At 41.3% G+C, this 19,559-nt stretch carries 19 protein-coding genes; 10 read left to right on the forward strand and 9 right to left on the reverse strand.

Features of this window, described 5'->3' with window-relative positions; all coding sequences use genetic code 11:
- The first annotated feature begins 28 nt into the window (after positions 1–28).
- From QZT69_RS15515 to QZT69_RS15535, 5 genes are all read left to right on the forward strand, one after another.
- Positions 29–1,111, forward strand: a complete 1,083-nt coding sequence (locus QZT69_RS15515; RefSeq protein ID WP_294677053.1) for a hypothetical protein — start codon at positions 29–31, stop codon at positions 1,109–1,111.
- A 202-nt stretch (positions 1,112–1,313) separates the two neighbouring features.
- The gene (locus QZT69_RS15520; protein WP_294677054.1) at positions 1,314–1,916 is read left to right on the forward strand and encodes a DUF4494 domain-containing protein; all 603 of its coding nucleotides are present in this window, start codon (positions 1,314–1,316) and stop codon (positions 1,914–1,916) included.
- 3 nt (positions 1,917–1,919) lie between these two features.
- Positions 1,920–2,567, forward strand: coding sequence for a pyridoxamine 5'-phosphate oxidase (gene pdxH / locus QZT69_RS15525; protein WP_294677055.1), 648 nt, complete (start codon positions 1,920–1,922; stop codon positions 2,565–2,567).
- 3 nt (positions 2,568–2,570) lie between these two features.
- Positions 2,571–3,821 carry a pitrilysin family protein gene (locus QZT69_RS15530; RefSeq protein ID WP_294677056.1) on the forward strand — a complete coding sequence of 417 codons (1,251 nt, stop codon included), beginning with the start codon at positions 2,571–2,573 and terminating at the stop codon, positions 3,819–3,821.
- Between the two features lie 254 nt (positions 3,822–4,075).
- Positions 4,076–4,624, forward strand: coding sequence for a thioredoxin family protein (locus QZT69_RS15535; RefSeq protein ID WP_294677057.1), 549 nt, complete (start codon positions 4,076–4,078; stop codon positions 4,622–4,624).
- Positions 4,625–4,694: 70 nt separating this feature from the next.
- Here QZT69_RS15535 and tyrS read toward each other — a convergent pair whose 3' ends face one another.
- The 5 genes from tyrS to QZT69_RS15560 all read right to left on the reverse strand — a co-directional run bounded on the left by tyrS (position 4,695) and on the right by QZT69_RS15560 (position 8,945).
- Entirely contained in the window at positions 4,695–5,906 is a 1,212-nt protein-coding gene (gene tyrS / locus QZT69_RS15540) for a tyrosine--tRNA ligase (protein WP_294677058.1), read from the reverse strand.
- A gap of 215 nt (positions 5,907–6,121) precedes the next feature.
- Positions 6,122–6,823, reverse strand: a complete 702-nt coding sequence (locus tag QZT69_RS15545) for a methyltransferase (protein ID WP_294677059.1) — start codon at positions 6,821–6,823, stop codon at positions 6,122–6,124.
- The gene (gene rimM / locus QZT69_RS15550; protein WP_294677060.1) at positions 6,823–7,353 is read right to left on the reverse strand and encodes a ribosome maturation factor RimM; all 531 of its coding nucleotides are present in this window, start codon (positions 7,351–7,353) and stop codon (positions 6,823–6,825) included. The genes QZT69_RS15545 and rimM overlap by 1 nt, the downstream gene beginning before the upstream one ends.
- A gap of 17 nt (positions 7,354–7,370) precedes the next feature.
- Positions 7,371–7,958 (reverse strand): 30S ribosomal protein S16, encoded by a 588-nt coding sequence (locus QZT69_RS15555; RefSeq protein ID WP_294677061.1) that lies wholly within the window; start codon positions 7,956–7,958, stop codon positions 7,371–7,373.
- 168 nt (positions 7,959–8,126) lie between these two features.
- Positions 8,127–8,945, reverse strand: a complete 819-nt coding sequence (locus QZT69_RS15560) for an outer membrane beta-barrel protein (protein WP_294677062.1) — start codon at positions 8,943–8,945, stop codon at positions 8,127–8,129.
- Between the two features lie 62 nt (positions 8,946–9,007).
- On the opposite strand from QZT69_RS15560, the gene QZT69_RS15565 reads away from it, so the two are divergent.
- From QZT69_RS15565 to QZT69_RS15580, 4 genes are all read left to right on the forward strand, one after another.
- Positions 9,008–9,667, forward strand: a complete 660-nt coding sequence (locus tag QZT69_RS15565; RefSeq protein WP_294677063.1) for an HD domain-containing protein — start codon at positions 9,008–9,010, stop codon at positions 9,665–9,667.
- A 62-nt stretch (positions 9,668–9,729) separates the two neighbouring features.
- Positions 9,730–10,677 (forward strand): ROK family protein, encoded by a 948-nt coding sequence (locus QZT69_RS15570; RefSeq protein ID WP_294677064.1) that lies wholly within the window; start codon positions 9,730–9,732, stop codon positions 10,675–10,677.
- 4 nt (positions 10,678–10,681) lie between these two features.
- Positions 10,682–13,657, forward strand: coding sequence for a GH92 family glycosyl hydrolase (locus QZT69_RS15575; protein WP_294677065.1), 2,976 nt, complete (start codon positions 10,682–10,684; stop codon positions 13,655–13,657).
- A 168-nt stretch (positions 13,658–13,825) separates the two neighbouring features.
- Positions 13,826–15,952 (forward strand): S46 family peptidase, encoded by a 2,127-nt coding sequence (locus QZT69_RS15580; protein ID WP_294677066.1) that lies wholly within the window; start codon positions 13,826–13,828, stop codon positions 15,950–15,952.
- A gap of 105 nt (positions 15,953–16,057) precedes the next feature.
- Here the strand turns inward: QZT69_RS15580 and QZT69_RS15585 are convergent, their stop codons facing one another.
- A complete protein-coding gene (locus tag QZT69_RS15585; RefSeq protein ID WP_294677067.1) occupies positions 16,058–16,372 on the reverse strand; it encodes a nuclear transport factor 2 family protein in 315 nt (104 codons plus the stop codon).
- Positions 16,373–16,392: 20 nt separating this feature from the next.
- Positions 16,393–17,187, reverse strand: coding sequence for an SDR family oxidoreductase (locus tag QZT69_RS15590; RefSeq protein WP_294677068.1), 795 nt, complete (start codon positions 17,185–17,187; stop codon positions 16,393–16,395).
- A gap of 122 nt (positions 17,188–17,309) precedes the next feature.
- Between QZT69_RS15590 and QZT69_RS15595 the strand changes: the two genes are divergently transcribed.
- Positions 17,310–17,687, forward strand: coding sequence for a helix-turn-helix domain-containing protein (locus tag QZT69_RS15595; protein WP_294677069.1), 378 nt, complete (start codon positions 17,310–17,312; stop codon positions 17,685–17,687).
- 14 nt (positions 17,688–17,701) lie between these two features.
- On the opposite strand, the gene QZT69_RS15600 is transcribed toward QZT69_RS15595, so the two are convergent.
- The gene (locus QZT69_RS15600; protein WP_294677070.1) at positions 17,702–18,127 is read right to left on the reverse strand and encodes a hypothetical protein; all 426 of its coding nucleotides are present in this window, start codon (positions 18,125–18,127) and stop codon (positions 17,702–17,704) included.
- A gap of 45 nt (positions 18,128–18,172) precedes the next feature.
- A complete protein-coding gene (locus tag QZT69_RS15605) occupies positions 18,173–19,054 on the reverse strand; it encodes a T9SS type A sorting domain-containing protein (protein ID WP_294677071.1) in 882 nt (293 codons plus the stop codon).
- Positions 19,055–19,559: the final 505 nt, after the last annotated feature.

Consider the following 19,559-nt stretch of genomic DNA (forward strand, 5'->3'; position numbering starts at 1 on the left):
AGGAATGGTTTTTGTTATATTCGGGACTATGAAATTATTGACTTTCGGCTTTGTGCTTCTTTCAACCGGTCTTTTCGCTCAGAAACAGACGGTATTTGCCTACATGGATTACAATAACTTTTTTCATTCGTTTAAAGACGGGTATTTCAACCAGGTCGATCACCAGGCGGTTACAAATATTGCTTATGGCGATGAAGTGATTGCCTACTACAACAACCAGCGCGACTTTAAGATTTACGACGGGACATTTTCACGCGTAATGACCAATCAACCGGCTACTTTCAAGATCTCTGACCATATGGCAGCGTGGAATATCGGTCAGCTGCTTTATTATTATGAAAATGGCAAGCCTCACAACCTGACTTCTTTCGGCGCTGATTACTGGGTTACGGATTCTTTGATCACCTTCCAGGATACACGTTATAATGCTTTGAATGTGGTTTACCAGGGAAAAATTTCCACACTGGTGCAGAGTACAATGGAACTTCCTGCCCCGGTGGTCCAGGGTGATAATTTGGTGGTTTTTAAAGACAACGGGGATATTTTTAAGGTTTTTTACCGTGGACAGATTTACGATATCGGTACCTATAACGGGACGGACTTCGAGTTTTTTGCAGGAACAGATATACTGGGCTTTAACGATCCACAAACACGGACCTTCGCGGTTTTCCAGGATGGTGAATTTTTCGATGTAGAAGAATTCAGAGTCCCAAAGGTAAAGGCCGGAAGAGGATTCCTCGCTTATGAAGATTTGCAGGGAAATTTGAAGTATTACGGAAAAGGAAAGTACGAAACACTGAGTTCTTTCGCGCAATTCTGGGATGCTAAGGACGATCTGGTGGTTTGGGGAGATGCAAATACAACTTATCAATATTATAAAGGTGAAAAGAAAAACCTGGCGAATTTCGTCGTAAAAGAATGGCAGATGAAAAATGATGTGGTGGCATTCAGGACTTTAATGGGAGGAGTAGGAGCCTCTGTGGCTGGTGTCTACAAAGAAGTTACTTCTATCAATGACACTGATTTCCTGATCAATGGTCACGGCGTTATGGTGCAAATGAAGAACCGTGCAGTGATCGTTTTATACAACGGACAGATCTACCGGGATTAAACTTCGACTCCGCTGCGCCTTTGCTGTAGCTTCTGCGTAAGCATTCAGTTTTCTTTATTCTTTTTTTCAGTTGATTAAGCTCTCTTAAAGGTGGCTGATCAGAGTCGAAGCCACAATTCTGTTTTTTAACGTTATAACTTTTGAATTTTGCATTTTTCATTTTGAATTAGTCGTATTTTTGTTTTTCTAAAATTTTGATTGAATGAATAGTTGGTTTACCGTAAAGGTTAAATATACAAAGCAGCTGGAAGACGGTACTTTCAAGCGTGTTTCAGAACCATATTTGGTGGCTGCAATGACTTTCACGGATGCGGAAGCACGTATCTATGAAGAACTTGGAAGCCTGATCCGCGGTGAGTTTATGGTAACGGGAATGACCAGAACAGATTTTCACGATATTTTTCATTATGAGGATGCGGATGTTTGGTACAAATGCAAGATTACTTACGAAGCCGGAGGTGATGGCGGAGAAGAAGGTGCTAAAGCGAAAAAGGTGTCGCAGAACTTTATTGTGACGGCTCATTCTGTGAAAGATGCTTACGAGCGCTTAAAAGAAAGTTTGGGTGGAATGATGATCGATTACATGATCCCGTCTATTACTGTTTCGCCGATCGTTGATGTGTTTCCTTTTGGTGACGAGCAGGAAGACCGCGTAGCTGCTGACTTCGAAAAGCAGGTAAAAGCTGAAGTTGCCGAGCATGCTATGGGAACTAAGACTGTATTTTCAGCTCCGGGGTCGGATGTAGATGAATTCGAAGATGACGAAGATTCTGTAATTGACGATCAATTCGGAGAAGAAGAATAAAAAATGGATGATTTCCTCAAGGTAATTCGAAACGACCATCATCAATTTGATAAAGGAAAACTGGAAGATCATTTTGGTGATGAACCTTTTGCACTTCTTGCCAGGTGGCTCCGGGAAGCTGTTGAGAAGCCCGCAACAGAATCCAATGCAATGATCGTTTCAACTATAGGATTGAACGGGTTTCCACGATCCCGTGTAGTTTATTGGAAAGAACTCCTTGAAGAAGGAATTGTTTTCTACACCAATTATTCGAGTGATAAAGGAAAGGCTATAGCTGCCAATCCGCACATGCATGCGTTGCTTTACTGGCCTGAAATGGAAAGGCAGATCAGCATTACCGGCATCGCGGAGAAAGTTCCTGCCGAAATGAGCGATGCTTATTTTGAGTCGCGTCCGCGAGGAAGTAAGCTGGGGGCCTGGGCTTCTCACCAAAGTGAATTACTGGGATCAAGGGATGAATTGGAGGTGAGAGTGGCTGAATATGCGGAGAAATTCCCGGATTTTGTACCGAGACCGGAGCATTGGGGCGGTTATCTTATCCGGCCGGTCAATGTTGAATTCTGGCAGGGCAGGCCTTCCCGTTTGCATGATCGCATTGTTTTTAATTTGAAACCGGATAATTCTTGGGAGTTGTATCGCAAGAATCCATAACGAATGATAGAATTATTACCCCATATTTATACGCTTTCAAACGGGCTTCGATTGGTTTATCTGCACGCAGGTTCACCGGTTGCTCATTTGGGGGTTACCGTTCTTGCCGGTTCCAGGTTTGAAGAAGATCACGAAGTGGGTCTGGCCCATTTCCTGGAACACAGTATTTTCAAAGGAACCGGAAAACGGAAGGCTTTTCATATCCTCTCCCGGCTGGATTCGGTTGGAGGCGAATTGAATGCCTATACAACTAAAGAAGAAATCTGCCTGTACGCATCTTTTGTTAAAACGCATCTGAACCGTGCAGCAGAATTATTGTCAGATATTGCCATTAACAGCAATTTTCCGGAGAAGGAAATCCAAAAGGAGAAGGAAATCGTTTTGGATGAATTGAACTCTTACCTTGACAATCCAAGCGACAAGATTTTCGATGATTATGAAGCATTGATCTTTCCAAACCATCCGCTGGGAAATAATATCCTGGGCACACCAGAATCCGTGCAGTCCTTCGGAAGAGAGTCACTCAAGCAATACGTAGATAAGTTCTTTTTTACCGAAAATGCGGTGATCTCTTTTGTGGGCGATATTCCATTGAACACACTGGTGAAATGCCTGGAAAAACACTTTCACGCTATGCCTTCCGGTAAAACAAAAGCAATTCCCAGAGCTTTTGAAAATTATGTTCCGGTTAAGAAACGGGTCGAAGAAGGAAATTACCAGGCACATGCCATCATCGGCGGAATTGCTCCGGGATACAACAGCGAGCATCGAAGAGGAATGACTTTGCTGACGAATGTTCTTGGTGGTCCGGCCATGAATTCCCGCCTGATCCTTTCTGTTCGTGAGAAATACGGCTACACTTACAATATTGAAGCGCAATATTCCCCTTTCCCTGATTTGGGATATTGGTCAATTTACTTCGGAACCGACCAGAAGTATTTGGCAAAAACGATGAAGATCATTTATGCCGAATTGAAGAAACTCCGGGAGGTTCCTTTGACAGCTAAGCAATTGCAGCAGGCTAAAGAGCAGTTAAAAGGGCATATTGCCTTGTCTTTGGATTCTAATTTGGGTTTGATGCAGGGATTGGGAAAATCGATGCTGCTGTTCAATCAAATTGATACGATCGGTGAAATGTATGCAAGTATTGATAAGCTTACCAGCGAGGAATTGCATGAAATAGCGCAGACATATTTCAAAGAGGAGAACATTTCAGAACTCATCTACGATGTAAAGCCGGATATAGGGAGTTAATTTTCAGAATTCGAAAATTCGCTTGTTCGCTAAATTGCGAACAGTGATACTTTATTCTTGAAGTTCTAATAGATTCGTATGGTTTGGTAATTCTGCCATCTTTCAACAAAAATAGGGCTAGGTAATTTTAAAACAGCACATCTCAGTGGTGTATAGATTGAAATGCTATTTGTTAAAGCGCTCCGTTAATTTATCATTTTTTGTGTCAGCTTCAACCGAATTGCCACTAACTTTGAGACATCAAATTTACTGACATGAACTTTCAGGCTTACATTCAACAATTCGAACAAATCTTAAATACGTCAGATCGTCAGGCACCTTACGATAACGAAGATTATTTCAATTACACAAAACTCAATTGGTCACGTATGAACCGCTGGCTGAAAAAGGGAGAAATCCTGCCGCATATAAAAGAAAAAATCCAATCAATTACTGAAAAGCAGGAGTGGATTGTTATTACCGAACCCTGGTGTGGTGATGCTTCCCACATTGTTCCGTTTATTCATATGGTGGCAGAATTAAATCCGCTGATCCATGTTGATTATGAGCTCCGGGATTCAGAACCTTTCCGAATTAATGATTACCTGACAAATGGAGGAAAAGCCATTCCGAAGTTGATTATTAAGAACGATAAAGGAGAAGATTTGGCAAGCTGGGGACCTCGTCCGGTGGAATGTCAATTACTTTACAAAGAAATGCATGAGAATGAAGTTCCTTTTGATGAAGTGAAGATTCGTTTGCAAAACTGGTATAATGAGCACCAGGGAGTGGAGATACAGGAAGAAATCATTGGCCTGATCTAACACGATAGATATTAATAGAATACCTGCAAGACACTCTGTGTCTCGCAGGTATTTTTTATTTGCAGGTATTTTATTTCAATTCGAAGAAATCCCTTTTCCCGACTTTAATGCGCGTTTCTTTCTTCAGCTTGATCATCAGTTGAGAATCAACGATTTTTTTATTGTTTACGAGAACAGCACCACTTTCTATCAGTTTCCGAATTGCAGATTTCGATAAACTGTTCTTCAGTTGAAAACATAGCTCAAGAATCGAAATAGATCCGTTAACTGACTTGATAGCATTCAGTGAAACCGGTTCAAAGACTTTCTTATCGAACGTTTTGTTTTGGAATTGGTTCGAGAAAAAAGCTTCAGCTTTCAGTGCTGCTGCTTCATGATGAAACTGCTTAACAATATTTTTAGCAAGAATCTTTTTCAAGTTCATCGGGTTTTCACCATTATTCAATAATTCATTCAGGTGAAGTTTTTCTTCGGCTGAAAAATCACTTGCCAACTCCAGGAATTCAGGGATCAAACTATCCGGGATAGACATCGTTTTACCAAACATGTCATTCGGTTCTTCTGTCAATCCTATGAAATTATTGAGCGATTTGCTCATCTTTTCCTTTCCGTCCAGCCCTTTCAATAAAGGCATACACAAAACAACCTGTGGATTCATCCCGAAACTTTCCTGTAATTGCCTTCCCATCGTACAGTTGAACAATTGATCGGTTCCGCCCATTTCAATATCTGCACGGATCTTCATCGAATCAAACCCTTGAAGAATTGGGTAAACCAGTTCATGCATGGCAATAGGAGTATTGTTGTTGAAGCGCTGATTAAAATCATTTCGGTGCATCAGCTGGGCAATAGTGACGCGCGATAAGAGCTGAATAATCTCAGAAGTAGAGAGGCCGTCCAGCCAGTCGGAATTGAAAACGATGGTTGCTTTTGAAACGTTAATGAGCTTAGACAACTGGTTCAGGTACGTTTCCGCATTGTGTTGCACGGCTTCCGTACTCAAAGGCTGCCTGCTTTTATTCTTGCCTGTTGGATCACCGATACGCGCAGTGAAACTTCCTACGACAATCGTAATTTGGTGTCCGGCATCCTGGAATTGCTTTAGTTTTTTGAGCACGACGGCGTGTCCAAGATGCAAATCCGGTGCTGTTGGGTCGAAGCCGAGCTTGATGATCAGTTTCCGATTTTCTTTTTGGGCCTGAAGAAGCTTTTCCTCCAAACCATTTACAGGGAGAATGATCTCCACTTTCTGTTTTAACACATGAATTGTTGTTGTTTCCATTTTTTTGAAAATAAAAAAGCCCGGACAAATTGCCCGGGCTTACTGATTATGAGATACTGTTAATTACTTATTCGATTCACTTGAAGTATATGCATAGTCTTTCCGAGCAGGTATTACTCGGTAATAATACGTGCTGAAAAACGGAAGACGCAATATGCTGTTCAACGATTTCATTTGAGACAAATATAAGTGATAATGTTTGATTTACAAACGAGCTAAAGTTCCCTGTCGTGAAATTCTTTGGTAAGGACTTTATAAGCTTCCGAGTAGGAACCGGTTTCAGTGCGGATACACAAGGAATACAATTTAGTTGTTACTGGTTGTTTTTCGAATGCAAGAACCGCACGTGTTAGTTTTCCCGGTTTTCCGAAGATTTCTACCAAATCGGATGCATACAGACCACTTTTACCGGCAAGTGTAATGAGATTTTTCGTGGTTTCAAACGGAACAATAAGCCATGCTTTTCCTTCCGGACTTAACAATCGTGCAATGGATTGAATCAGTTCTGAAAATGAAAGACTTTCGGTATGACGGGCTAATGATTTGTGCTCATCCGGATTTTTCTGGCTGTTCTCAAAGAACGGCGGATTGCTGATTATCGCATCGAATTGTTCTTCGGGAAAGTACTCCTGGATTGCCTGATTTAAGATCGAAATTTGAGAAGGAAAAGGATTATGTTGTGCATTTGTTTGAGCATCTAAAACTGCCTGTTCTGAAATTTCCAGTCCGATAATTTCCTTGAAATCAAAACGCTGGGCACACATCAGTGCTAAAACACCCGTTCCGGTTCCGATATCCAATAAGCGTTTAGGGCTTTCCCAATGACAAAGAGAGCCTAATACCATCGAATCGGTACCTACTTTTAATGCGGCGTGTTTTTGCTGTATCCGGAAGTGCCTGAATTGAAAAACACTCATTATTCACCCATGTACATTTCAATCAGCCCTTCAGGTGAAGTGACGTGCAATGTTTTGGATTCGCGATCGACTTTTTGGATAAGACCGTCGATAAAAGGGATCAGAATTTCTTTTTCACCGTTCAAGACCACAATCAACGGATTTACGCTGTTGTCGACGACCTGTTCGATAATTCCTGTTTCTCCGTAGCGTGTATCGATTAATTTAAAACCAATGATCTCGTGATCGTAAAAGTGTTTGTCGTCTAGTTCCGGGAGAACAGACAAAGGAAGGTAACAGCTCTTCCGCAGGATAATCTTTGCGTCATTTTCAGAATCAACACCTTCCAGTTTAACGGAAGCAAATCCTTTGTTCTTTAATTGAAAAGACTGGACAAAGAAAGGAGTTAACTGGCCGTTAATGTCGATGAAGAATGCGTCGAGTGTTTTGTAATCTTCCGGGTTGGTTACGTCCAAAAAAAGCGAAACTTCACCTTTGTATCCGTGAAGTTTCGCAATATAACCAAGTTGAAAGCAATCAGAATGTTGCATGGATCAACTTTAATGAATTAAGCCTCAGCTTCTCCTTCTTCAGCAGCCGGAGCATCCTCTGCAGGAGCCTCAGTTGTTTCTTCAGCAGCAGCAGCTTCTGTTGATGCTTCAGCTTCCTCTGCAGGAGCTTCAACTTCTTCAACAGCTGGCGTGTTTTTAGCTTCAATAGCTTTTGCTTTAGCCTCATTTGCTTCAGCTTCAGCTTTCAAACGTGCAGCTTTATCAGCTACAGCATCTTTTCCAAGACCCTCAATTTTACCCTGGATTTTAGCAGCTTTCTCAGCTTCCCAAGCAGCAAACTTAGTTTCTACCTGCTCAGCAGTTAAAGCTCCTTTAGTTACACCTTTCAAAAGGTGGTTTTTGTACAATACTCCTTTGTAAGAAAGAATTGCACGAGCAGTGTCAGACATTTCAGCTCCTGTACCAACCCATTTCAAAGTTGATTCGAAATTGATGTCAATTGTAGCAGGGTTTGTGTTCGGATTGTAAACTCCCAATTTCTCGATGAACTTACCATCACGCTTAGCGCGGGAATCAGCTACTACTACGTGGAAAATCGCTTTTCCTTTTTTACCGTGTCTTTGCAAACGAATACGTGTTGCCATAATGTTAATTGTTTGAGGTACGAAACCTCGATTAAAATGAATATTAACTTCTGTTTAGCGAATAAACAGGGTGCAAAGATAGTAAAAGCTTCCCAAACTGCAAATAAAAAAGGGGACGATATTTCTACCGCACCCCTTAACCAATAATTAGTTGAATATCTGCAGGATTTAATCTTCTCCGAATGTAATCTTGATACCTACCTGTAAGAAGAAACTGCTGAAGTTTGCGATTTGTCGGAGCTGTTCCTGAGGTTTGTTTGGATCAGCATTCGCCCCGGTGTTTGAAGAACTGTTTATTTCGTCTACATAATTCACCTTTTTATTATACTCTGTCACTAATTGGTCAACTCCTCCAACAGTATACTTTGTGACTTTTGTTGTTTTTGATTTGACTTGTAAACTATTGGCACCGACTTCAGCAAATATGCCAAACTTTTTACCGAAATGAACATTCAATCCGACCGCTCCAGTATATCCCAGGCTTACTTTTCCTTGAGTTTTTGATTCTCTGTCCACTTCTGCCGAAGGATTGAGATTACTGGAAACATCGGTTTTTACTGAGCCTAACAAAGGCAGAAGTAAACCTGCACGCGCATAGACAGATATTTTTTCTCCTCCTGATTGGATGAATAATGCCGGAGTAATTCTGAACTGTGAGGACGATTGAGTATATGTTGATTTGCCTAGAGGCCCCTCTATTTCGGAAACAGTTGTTTTTGAACCGAAAAATCCGTTTAGGCCTAATTCAAGCCCAAAATGATCTCCTAACATATATCCGGGAGTTAAATTAACATGAACACCATTTCCTAATGTTCCATATATGTTTTTTGAACTTGTAACAATGGAAGAACCGTTAATAACATTTTCCGTTCCAAGAACTTGCCCGGGAGTACCAATTCCATAACCCGCAGAAATGCCCAGGTTAAATTGTGCGGATGCAGTCCCCATAGCCATTACTGCCAATACAGGTAGAATTAATTTTTTCATAAGAGAGATTTTAGATTTTTTTGCAATTTAGAATTTTTAATTAATTAGGCAAGCATAACATCATGAAATATAATCCGAATTTGTTCGAAGAAGTTAAATCAGTTGTGGAACAAAAATTTAGAAATGAAAGCGCCGATCACGACTGGTATCACATAGAACGTGTGTTAAAGCTTGCGGAATACATTCAAAACAGGGAAGGTGGAAATTTGCTTGTCGTGCAATTGGCTGCTTTACTTCATGATATTTCTGATCACAAATTAAATGGTGGTATCAAAAATGACTGTGGAAGAGTGTCTCGTGAACTACTGACAAAATTGCATGCGGATGAAGAATTAATCAGCTGTGTATGTGATATTGTAGATAAAGTTTCTTTCAAAGGGGCTGGAGTGGAGGATGAATCGGGAAGCCTGGAGTTGGATATTGTTCGGGATGCCGACAGGTTGGATGCAATTGGAGCAATTGGTATTGCAAGAGCTTTTCATTACGGAGGAAAAAATAACCGTTCTTTTTACGAACCTGATTTGGGACCGTCGCTGCATGTAGATTTTGATTCCTATTCTTCCGATGAATCACATACTCTGAACCATTTTTATGAAAAATTATTACTCATCAAAGACCGGTTGAGGACCAAAACTGCTCAGCAAATTGGCTTGGAAAGGCATCAGATCATGGTCGACTTTGTGACAGATTTTCTCAAAGAATGGAATGTTAAATTAAAATGAAGCCGGCTACTAAATCAGTTTACTAAAAGTTAATTCTCAAAAAAAAATCCCATTTTTACGGCATGATTGAACATGTTGCATTAGGCATAGATATCGGTGGAACCAATACCGCCTACGGTTTGGTGAATCGGAATGGGGAGGTATTATTCGAAGAATCCATTACTACGACTGATTATTTAATCCCGGAGGATTTAGTTGAAAAGATATATAAGGATATTGAGAAAAACGGATTTTTAGATAATTTATTGGGATTGGGTGTCGGTGCTCCGAATGGAAATGCTTTTACCGGGAACATCGAATTTGCTCCGAACCTGAAATGGAAAGGAGTCATTCCAATAGCTGAATTATTTGAACAGCGCTTTCACAGACCAACCTTATTAGCCAACGATGCAAATGCGGCTGCAATAGGTGAACATTTATTCGGTAATGCAAAAGATCTGAATGATTTTGTTTTGATTACTCTGGGAACCGGACTTGGTTCCGGAATTTTTATTAATGGAGAACTGGTTGTCGGCTCACAGGGATTTGCAGGTGAGTACGGACATATTCGTGTGGTGCATAATGGGCGCTTATGCGGATGCGGAAGGAAAGGTTGTCTGGAAACCTACGTATCAAGTACAGGTGTTGTAAGAAGTGTTGAGGAGCTTGACAGTGTTCATAAAGCAAAATCGAGTTTGAACAAACTTTCAAAGATCTCGGCAAAGGATGTCTTCCTGGCTGCTAATACAGGAGATGAATTTGCATGTGAGATCGTAGATTATACTGCTGAAATGCTGGGGATTGCCTTGGCTGATTTCGCGGCTTTCTCCAACCCGAAAGCATACATTCTTTTCGGAGGTTTGGCACAAAGTGGGGCATATTTTTCCGAAAAGGTCAAAAAACACATGGAAGAAAACCTGCTTCAAATTTACCAGGGACATATTGAAATTCGAAACTCTGCTCTTCACGATATGAATGCGGCTGTATTGGGTACGGCGGCTTCCATGTTCTGGAAAGCGATTAAAAAGTAATGGCATGAAAAATAGCATACTGGCAATTGCGTTGATCTGTTCTTCTGCGGCTTCTGCCCAGATTCAGGAATTAAAAAACAATTCTGATGCGGCAAGGGAGCGGGTTCAACATAAAACAATCGCTAAACCGCTTGTAAAACCGAACCAATACGTGAACCCGTTTGTAGGAACCGGCGGACACGGGCATACTTTTCCCGGAGCTGTACTTCCATTCGGAATGGTGCAGGTGGGGCCGGATACACGCTATGAAGGCTGGGATGGCTGCGGAGGCTACCACTATTCGGATTCGGTAATTTACGGATTTAGCCATACACATTTGAGCGGAACAGGAATTCCCGATTATTCGGATGTGCTTTTGGTACCGCAGCAAGGAAAATTAAATACCGTTCCCGGGTACAAAAAAGCCGGTGGATTCGGTTCTGTATTCAAGCATTCAAAAGAGAAAGCACTCCCGGGTTATTACCATGTGGAATTGGAGAACGGAATTACTGCAGACCTTACAGCGACTTTGCGCTGTGGAGTGCATCGTTATCAATTCTCAAGTCCGAAAGGGAAACGCTATATTATCATAGATTTAGGATACCGCGACCGTGTATTGGAAGTTTTTGCTAAAAAAACATCCTCAAAAACCGTTGAAGGAAGACGCGTCTCCGAAGCATGGGCGCCGCATCAGCACCTGGCTTTCAGTTTGGAAACTTCTATTCCTTTTACCAAAACAAAGTGGATTGAAGATAAAGAAGAGGGGAATTATTTATTCGTGATGGAATTCCCGGAAGGTACGAAAGAAATTTCGGTTTGGGTTGGAATTTCCGGAACCGATGAAGCCGGAGCAGCTGCGAACCTGAAATCGGAATTATTGAGCGGTAATCACGATTTTGATATCATCCGTTCAAGAGCATCGGGAGCATGGGAGCAGGAGCTTGGAAAAATTCAGGTGAATTCAGCTCAGGAAGATGTTTTAAAACATTTTTACACGGCACTTTATCATACGTTTATTCATCCTTCACTTTGGACGGATGTGGACGGAAGATACCGCGATTACAACGACCAGATCCAGATATCCGATAAGTCCTTGTATTCGGTATTTTCTTTGTGGGATACCTATCGCGGAGCAAATCCTTTGTATACGATTATCCAGCCTAAGAAAGTTTCTGATTTCGTGAGTTCATTCTATCAACAATATAAAAATACAGGTCTGCTTCCTGTGTGGACATTGTCGAATAATGAGACGAACTGTATGATCGGTTACCATTCGGTTTCGGTGATTGCAGATGCCTATTTGAAAGGAATTCCTTTGGAAGACCCGGAAGGATTGCTGGAAGCAATGATCGCATCCAGTACGGCAGATCAATTCGGAAAAAAACAATACGAAGAAATTGGTTTCATTTCGGCAAATACACTGGCTGAATCTGTTTCAAGAACACTGGAATATGCCTATGATGACTGGTGTATTTCGAAATTTGCCGAAAAGTTGGGAAAAACTGATATTGCAAAGAAATACCAAGTGCGTTCGGCAAACTGGATGAATCTTTTGCATCCTGAAACTCGCTTTTTCCAGCCAAGAAAAGATGGGATTTTCCTTCCGTTCTTCAAACCGAACGAAGTAAACCACCATTTTACGGAAGCAAACGGATGGCAGTATTCCCTGGCTGCTCCGCAGCATATCCAGGCTTTGATCGATATGCACGGCGGAAACGAAGGAATGGAGAATTTCCTGGATACCATGTTCCTTGGGTCTTCTTCCATGTCGGGGCGCGAGCAGGCAGATATTACAGGTTTGATCGGGCAATATGCACATGGAAATGAACCCTCTCATCACATGGCTTATACTTACAATTATTGTGGTGCTCCTGAGAAAACACAGGCTTTAGTCGACACGATCCTGAAAACTTTTTATACCGATCAGCCGGATGGACTCTCCGGAAATGAAGACTGTGGACAGATGTCGGCATGGTACGTCCTGAGCGCAATGGGCTTTTACCCGGTTTCGCCGGGAAGTCCCACTTATGCAATTGGCCGCCCGATGATGGATTATGTATCGATACCGGGAGAGAAAATCGCTTTTGAGATCAGGACTTTGAATAATTCGGCTGAAAATAAGTATGTGCAATCCATTTCCTGGAACGGGAAAGTATATGAAAAGCTGTTCATTACGCATCAAATGATCAAAGAAGGCGGATTGCTTGAAATTACAATGGGAGCAAAACCTAACAGGCAAATTGCGAATTACGAATTGGATCTGAGACACGAAATCAGTCCGGCATTCGTTCCGGTACCGTTTTTCACCACTTCTCAAACCATGTTTGAAACAACTATGGAGTTGGGAATCGATGTGCTGTTCTTTGAGAAAGGGAGAGTGTACTACAGCTTTGACGGAGAGAAATACCAGCCTTTCTACAAACAGGGCGGAAAGAATATCCACCTGAACGAAACAACAACCGTGTACGCAAAAGTGGTTCGGGAAGACGGTGCAGAAAGTAAAGTGATCAAGACGGTTTTCACGAAGTATGTGCGTGATAAGAAGATTGCGCTGGCTACTGAATATGCCAATCAATATTCCGGTGGCGGTGACCAGGCTTTGGTAGACGGCCAGCGAGGAACGGATGAATACCGTGGGACCGAATGGCAGGGTACTTTCGGGAAAAACGTACAAGGAACAATTGAGTTGAATGAGACACGAGAAATTTCCATGGTCGGATTTTCCTACCTGCAAGACCAAAGATCCTGGATCTTCCCTCCGAAAAGTGTAAGTATCGAAGTTTCTTCAGACGGAGTGAACTATAAAAAACTGGGGAAAGTTCCCGGTGTCCAGGTCAAAGAAGGAGATAGACTGAAAGTAGGCGAAATTGGCTTTGAAGTCGCACCGATAACCTGTAAGTTTATCCGCTTCAGTATAGAAAATTACGGTCCATGCCCGGACTGGCACTTAGGAAAAGGCAACCAAACCTGGTTATTCCTGGATGAGATCACGGTGAAATAATTTTTAGATTTTAAGACTTCAAGATTTTAAGATATTAGGACAGAGAAATGAATTTTGTCCTAATATCCTGTAGTCTTAAAATCCTAATATCAACTTAAAATACATAAACGGTCAATTATTCCTCTTAAAAGTTGTTAACTTTAGCGCTCTTTTAAATTAAACTAAAGAATGAAAAAAATAGTATTGGCATTGGTCTTATTGACCTACTCATTGGGTAACATAGCTCGTGCAGACGAGGGGATGTGGCTTCCTTTCCTTATCGGAAGAAACTATGAGGACATGAAAAAACATGGTCTGAAATTGACCCAGGAGCAAATTTACTCCATCAACAAATCTTCTTTGAAAGATGCGGTTATCTCTTTCGGAGGTTTTTGTACCGGTGAAATTATTTCAAATCAGGGATTGATCCTGACAAACCACCACTGTGGTTACGATGCAATTGCAGGTGCTTCAACTCCTGAGCACAACTACCTGGATAACGGTTTCTGGGCAAAGAATTTCAAAGAAGAAATTGCGGTAAAAGGATTGACAGCTACGTTCATGATTCGTATGGAAGACGTGACAGCGCAGGTTACGAAAGAATTGAATCCGAAAATGACCGCTGAAGAGCGAGCTAAAAAAATCAAAGAAGTAACGGATATCTTGGTGAAAGATGCGGTTGCGGGAACACATTACGAAGCATTTGTGCGTGATTTCTACGATGGAAATGAATTCTATTTGTTCGTAAAAGAAACATTCAAAGATGTACGTTTGGTAGGAACACCTCCTCAATCTGCAGGAAAATTCGGTGGAGATACAGACAACTGGGAATGGCCTCGTCATACTGCAGATTTCTCGATGTTCCGTGTTTATGCCGGATCAGATAACAAACCGGCTGATTTCAGCGATGCGAATGTTCCTTTGAAGCCAAAACATTCATTGCCTATTTCTTTGAAAGGTGTAAAACAAGGAGATTATGCAATGATCATGGGATTCCCCGGAAGAACAAACCGGTATTTGACTTCTTATGGTGTAGATCAGGCGATTTCTTTGGAGCAGCCTAAAATCGTTGATATCCGTGCCAAGAAATTGGAAATCATGAAGAAATACATGGATAAAGATGTAGCGGTTCGTTTGCATTATTCATCCAAGTACGCGCAAGTTGCAAACTACTGGAAATACTTCATAGGTCAGACAAAGCAATTGAAAGCAAATAATGTGGCTGACAAGAAGCGTAAATTAGAGGATGAGTTCACGAAGTTTGCTGCCGGTAAAGCAGAATACAACAATGTGCTTTCTGATATTGAAGCTGCGTTTAAGGCTACAAATGACATCATTTATATCAAAGTATACCAAAGTGAATTCGTTCGCCAGGTAGATATCAACTCCGTTGTTTACTTGTACAAATTGGCTTTGGATGCTAAAAATGCAGGAAATGAGGAGCGTTACAATATGATTTTGGGTGCAGCACAAGAAACTGCAGCGGAGATCTATGCTGAGCGTTCCATGGATATCGAGTTGGAAACATTGGAGGAAGTGTTGAAAATGTACATCCGGGATGTTCCTATGAATCAACAGGTTGGAATCACGAAATCTCTTGGTGAAGATGGCGTTGCAGCATTTATGAGCCGTGTTAAAGCAAATTCGGTATTCGCTTCGAAAGAGCGTTTTGAAGAATTCGTAAAGAACTTCGATGCTACAAAAATGAGCCAGGATCCATTGTTTATCCTGATCAAGGATTTGGATAATGCATATCAGGCTGCAATGGCGCAGGAGGCTGTGAAATCGGCTAATGCGAAACTTGCTGTTGCAAACCGTGTGTTTGTAAAAGGAGTGCGTGAAATGCAGCCAAACAAGAAGTTCTACCCGAATGCAAACTCAACCATGCGTTTGACTTACGGAAATGTATTGGCTTACGATCCGCGTGATGGAGTTCATTACGACTACTTCACTACATTGGACGGAGTGATGCAGAAAGAAGATCCTACAAACCCGGAATTCGTGGTTGATCCGCGCATCAAGGAATTGTGGGAGAAAAAAGACTACGGTCAGTACGGAGTGAACGGGAAATTGCCTGTAAACTTCCTTTCCAACAACGATATCACAGGTGGTAACTCAGGTTCACCGGTAATCAATGCAAACGGAGAATTGATCGGTACTGCATTTGATGGAAACTGGGAAGCAATGTCCGGTGACATCTACTTCGAGCCAAACATTCAGCGTACGATCTCATTGGATGTTCGCTACACTTTGTGGTTGATCGACAAGTGCTACGGCGCAACGAATTTGATTAACGAAATGAAGTTGGTGAAGTAACAAAGCAGACTTTCAGTCGCTTCGTTACTTTGTAAACCGATTTTTAAGAAATAGGAAAGCCCTGATCCCGTACGTACGGGATCGGGGCTTTTTGTTTTTAGACAATTAAACAATTTTCAGGGAGTAAATTTGTCCGTCCCGAATGAGCAGTTGATAAGACAAGACCAGCGGACTACCCGGAAAATTTCCGGAAACTTCTGCTTTTAAGAGACTCTCCGCTGCGTCAAAGCTGAGAGGACTCATGGTCGCTTTGTAACGTTCATTGGCATCTGCAATCCACTCTTCGATTTCTTTTCTTCCATTGTGTGTTTTTCCTTCGTCAAAAACCACGGCCGTTTCTGAAAAACAAGCGGCATAAGCTGCGCTGTCAAAGTCATTTTGTGCTTTCACTAAATCTGATACTACTTTCGGTATGTTCATTTTTTATATTTTAAAGGTTATTAAATGGTTGGTACCGTACCACCATCGATTACAAATTCGGTTCCTGTGAGGTAGTTTGCTCTCGGTGAAACCAAAAAGCCGACTAATTCTGCTACTTCTTCGGGCTCTGCCGGTCTTCCGAATGGTATTCCACCCAGGGCATCCATAACACTTTGTTGAGCCTCCTCCATAGAAATGTTTGAACTTTGAGCGATCGTTCCCAGCCATCGTTCCACATTTTCCGTCCTGATCCATCCCGGTGAAACGGTCAGCACGCGGACACCTTTTGGCGTTACTTCATTGGATAAGCTTTTACTGTAATTGATCAATCCTGCTTTTGCAGTTGCATAAGGCAATGTAGATTCAAATAGTGGCAGTTTGCCTTGAATAGAAGCGATATGAATAATAACACCGCTTTTTCGCTCGATCATTTGTGGCAAAAATCCTCTGTCCAGGCGAACAGGAGCAAGTAAATTGGCTTGTAGGGTTGTTTCCCAATCCTGATCAGTTAATGTGCTAAAACCACCTGCAGGTGTTTCTGAGGAACCGAGATTGTTAACCAAAATATCCAGCCTTCCATAAGTCGAAAGAACTTCACTTACTACTTTTTGCGATCCTTCTGACTTGCTTAGATCTGCGGAAATGAAATGCAGATTTGTGTTTTCTGTTTCGGGTTTGTTTCGTGCAGTTACGATTACTGTTGCACCCGCTTGTAAAAGTCTTTCTGCAATTGCTCTTCCGGCCCCTTTTGTACCTCCTGTTACTAATGCAATTTTGCCGGACAATTCGTTGTTGAAATTAAAATGTTGATCCATTGTTTGTTTTTTGAGCAAATTTCAGTCTTATGGAACGGCTGTGCAAGTACGGAAATACGAATTGCATAGGGATAAATTTTTCCCCTATTGTGCATTTTGGAACATAGGTGTAACTTTATAAAATGTACGAAAGAAAGATATTGCCGAACTTAAATTGCGGACTCGATTTGATCGGCGAAGTTCTCTACGGGAAATGGAAAATCCGCCTGCTGTGGTTTATCCATCAGGGACATCAGCGCCCCAGTGAATTGCAGCGAAAAATCCCGGATGCTTCCCGTAGGGTTTTAAATATCCAGTTGAAAGAATTGGAAGAGCACGAATTGGTTGTACGGAAAGTGTATGCGGTCGTTCCGCCAAAAGTAGAGTACAGTCTGACTGATTTCGGGAAAACGCTCATTCCTGTTATTGCTGCCCTTGGAAACTGGGGAGATGAGCACGAAGAACGATTGCGGACGGTTATTTTAAAGCGATTGGGAACAAGCGGAGAGTTGGGGGAGTAGGAGCCTATAAAAATTCAATCCGCATCCTGGAATCGGTATAATTGACTGCTGATAATCTCAATAATAGCTATAAATTGATGATTGGATTCATTCACATAGATGTGGCGTTCTTTTTGTGAATCGTAATTAGGATCATTCGCAGTGATTATAATCTGTTTGGAGAAGGAAAGCGGAATGTTTTTTTCTTCAACCTTGAACCGCTTCAATTTTTGGTGTTTTAACAGCTCGTATAGGAAAACCTTTCCGGGATTCGTGTAGGTGTCTTTCTCATGGAGAATGTCACTGAATATCGTAAATGCAATTGTTCTAAGCAGACTCGTTTGGGGTGATTTAAGTGCTTCCAGGACCTTTTCCTCTAACCAACCCACGGTTAATCCTTTGGTGCTTTTTGGCAAACGGTGAATTAGTAATTCTGTTCGGGTTGAGATGCGGATACCCACGAATTTGACAGGTATTTTCTCACTTTCCGTAATTTTGATGCTTCCTCAATACTCCTGTTTAATAAATTGCTTTGAATGAATGTTGTTTCCAGACTGAATAACCAAAACATATACACCCGAAGCTAGTTTAGAAGCGTCGAATTTAATTTCATTTCGACCTTTATTTTGTTGTGTTTCTATAATTGTTTGGATGTGAGCTCCCGACAGGTTATAAATATCTACACGAACTTCACTTTCCTTAGGAAGGAAATAAGTCACCGCTGCTGATTGAATCATGGGATTCGGATAAATACTGATTTCTGGATTAAATGCGTAAGTGTTTGTATCTAAAGAGTCTGTTGGGGCATTTTGTTCCGGAATATTTTCGGAAGGGGTTTTCAAGGATCTAATGCCCGATTTGTGAAAAGAAAATTCAGAAAATCCTTCCGTACATTCCTGGTAATATTGAACATCATAGTTATTCAAGGATAATCCAATCAACTCGATACTTCCATCTTGCATTGTTTTTACTTGCATTTCTCCTGACATATAGCACCAGACAGTTTTTTTTTCGTAAATTTTTTCATCAAGGACTTCATATTCTTCAAAATGTAATTTATCGCCAATAATGATCCCTCTCATTTTCATTACGCCATAACTCCCTTTATGCAGGCTTTTAAAGAATGAGGTTCCATGGACTTTGTTTCCCTCTTGTTTTAAATCGAATGAGATGGAAAATTTGGAACGAACAAAACTTCTGGTTTGATCGTAAACGATTTCTTCTCCCTCCCATTCTCCTTTTATGTCTGTACAAGTGGTGTCGTTTTCATTGATCAGCTTATGGTTTTCGTACAAACGAAGTTTTTCAGGCAGTTCCTGGGCTGAAAGAAAAAAGTTAAGAAATCCCCCACAGAGTAAAAACAGAAAACGGTTTATTCGGATTTTCATAGCGTTTATTTACAATTGTATAGTAATAGTTCATCTACCTTTGGATCTCCATAAACTTTCGCTAGTTTCCAGTCTTTGCAAGCATCATCCATTTTTTTCATTCGAGCTTTTACTTCCCCGCGTTGAGTGTAAAGATGTCCCATTTTAGGGTGAATTGCAATATCTTCATTGATGAGTTCTATTGCTTTTTCGTATTCACCTCTCAAGTCATAAATGATTGCTAAATAATGATATAATCCAATTTGAGCAATGTATGGATCGTTGTTTTCGTTAGTCACAGCATCTTCATAATCTTTCAAAGCTCCATCCAGGTCTTTGCTAAGCAAACGCTTTAAATCGCCTCTTAAAATAAAGTTAGAGGACCAGGAATTATCTAATTTAATAGCTGAACTTAAATCCTGAATTGCCGCAAGCGAGTCTCCCATATCTCTGTCTCTTATACACATCTCCGAGCCCACGAGACTAAGGCGAATCTCGTATGCCGTCTTCTGCTTGAAAAAAAAAA

It is taken from the genome of uncultured Fluviicola sp. (assembly GCF_902168135.1).
Classification (GTDB): domain Bacteria; phylum Bacteroidota; class Bacteroidia; order Flavobacteriales_D; family Crocinitomicaceae; genus Fluviicola.

Bases quoted from the DNA above. Each gene is read 5' to 3' on its own strand.
- QZT69_RS15590 (WP_294677068.1), bottom strand. From the start codon at position 17,187: ATGGATCAACATTTTAATTTCAACAACGAATTGTCCGGCAAAATTGCA.
- QZT69_RS15570 (WP_294677064.1), top strand. From the start codon at position 9,730: ATGATTGAACATGTTGCATTAGGCATAGATATCGGTGGAACCAATACC.
- QZT69_RS15545 (WP_294677059.1), bottom strand. From the start codon at position 6,823: ATGAGTGTTTTTCAATTCAGGCACTTCCGGATACAGCAAAAACACGCC.
- QZT69_RS15605 (WP_294677071.1), bottom strand. From the start codon at position 19,054: ATGAAAATCCGAATAAACCGTTTTCTGTTTTTACTCTGTGGGGGATTT.
- QZT69_RS15580 (WP_294677066.1), top strand. From the start codon at position 13,826: ATGAAAAAAATAGTATTGGCATTGGTCTTATTGACCTACTCATTGGGT.
- QZT69_RS15560 (WP_294677062.1), bottom strand. From the start codon at position 8,945: ATGAAAAAATTAATTCTACCTGTATTGGCAGTAATGGCTATGGGGACT.
- pdxH (WP_294677055.1), top strand. From the start codon at position 1,920: ATGGATGATTTCCTCAAGGTAATTCGAAACGACCATCATCAATTTGAT.
- QZT69_RS15565 (WP_294677063.1), top strand. From the start codon at position 9,008: ATGAAATATAATCCGAATTTGTTCGAAGAAGTTAAATCAGTTGTGGAA.
- QZT69_RS15595 (WP_294677069.1), top strand. From the start codon at position 17,310: ATGTACGAAAGAAAGATATTGCCGAACTTAAATTGCGGACTCGATTTG.
- QZT69_RS15575 (WP_294677065.1), top strand. From the start codon at position 10,682: ATGAAAAATAGCATACTGGCAATTGCGTTGATCTGTTCTTCTGCGGCT.
- QZT69_RS15555 (WP_294677061.1), bottom strand. From the start codon at position 7,958: ATGGCAACACGTATTCGTTTGCAAAGACACGGTAAAAAAGGAAAAGCG.
- tyrS (WP_294677058.1), bottom strand. From the start codon at position 5,906: ATGGAAACAACAACAATTCATGTGTTAAAACAGAAAGTGGAGATCATT.
- QZT69_RS15515 (WP_294677053.1), top strand. From the start codon at position 29: ATGAAATTATTGACTTTCGGCTTTGTGCTTCTTTCAACCGGTCTTTTC.
- QZT69_RS15585 (WP_294677067.1), bottom strand. From the start codon at position 16,372: ATGAACATACCGAAAGTAGTATCAGATTTAGTGAAAGCACAAAATGAC.
- rimM (WP_294677060.1), bottom strand. From the start codon at position 7,353: ATGCAACATTCTGATTGCTTTCAACTTGGTTATATTGCGAAACTTCAC.
- QZT69_RS15535 (WP_294677057.1), top strand. From the start codon at position 4,076: ATGAACTTTCAGGCTTACATTCAACAATTCGAACAAATCTTAAATACG.
- QZT69_RS15520 (WP_294677054.1), top strand. From the start codon at position 1,314: ATGAATAGTTGGTTTACCGTAAAGGTTAAATATACAAAGCAGCTGGAA.
- QZT69_RS15530 (WP_294677056.1), top strand. From the start codon at position 2,571: ATGATAGAATTATTACCCCATATTTATACGCTTTCAAACGGGCTTCGA.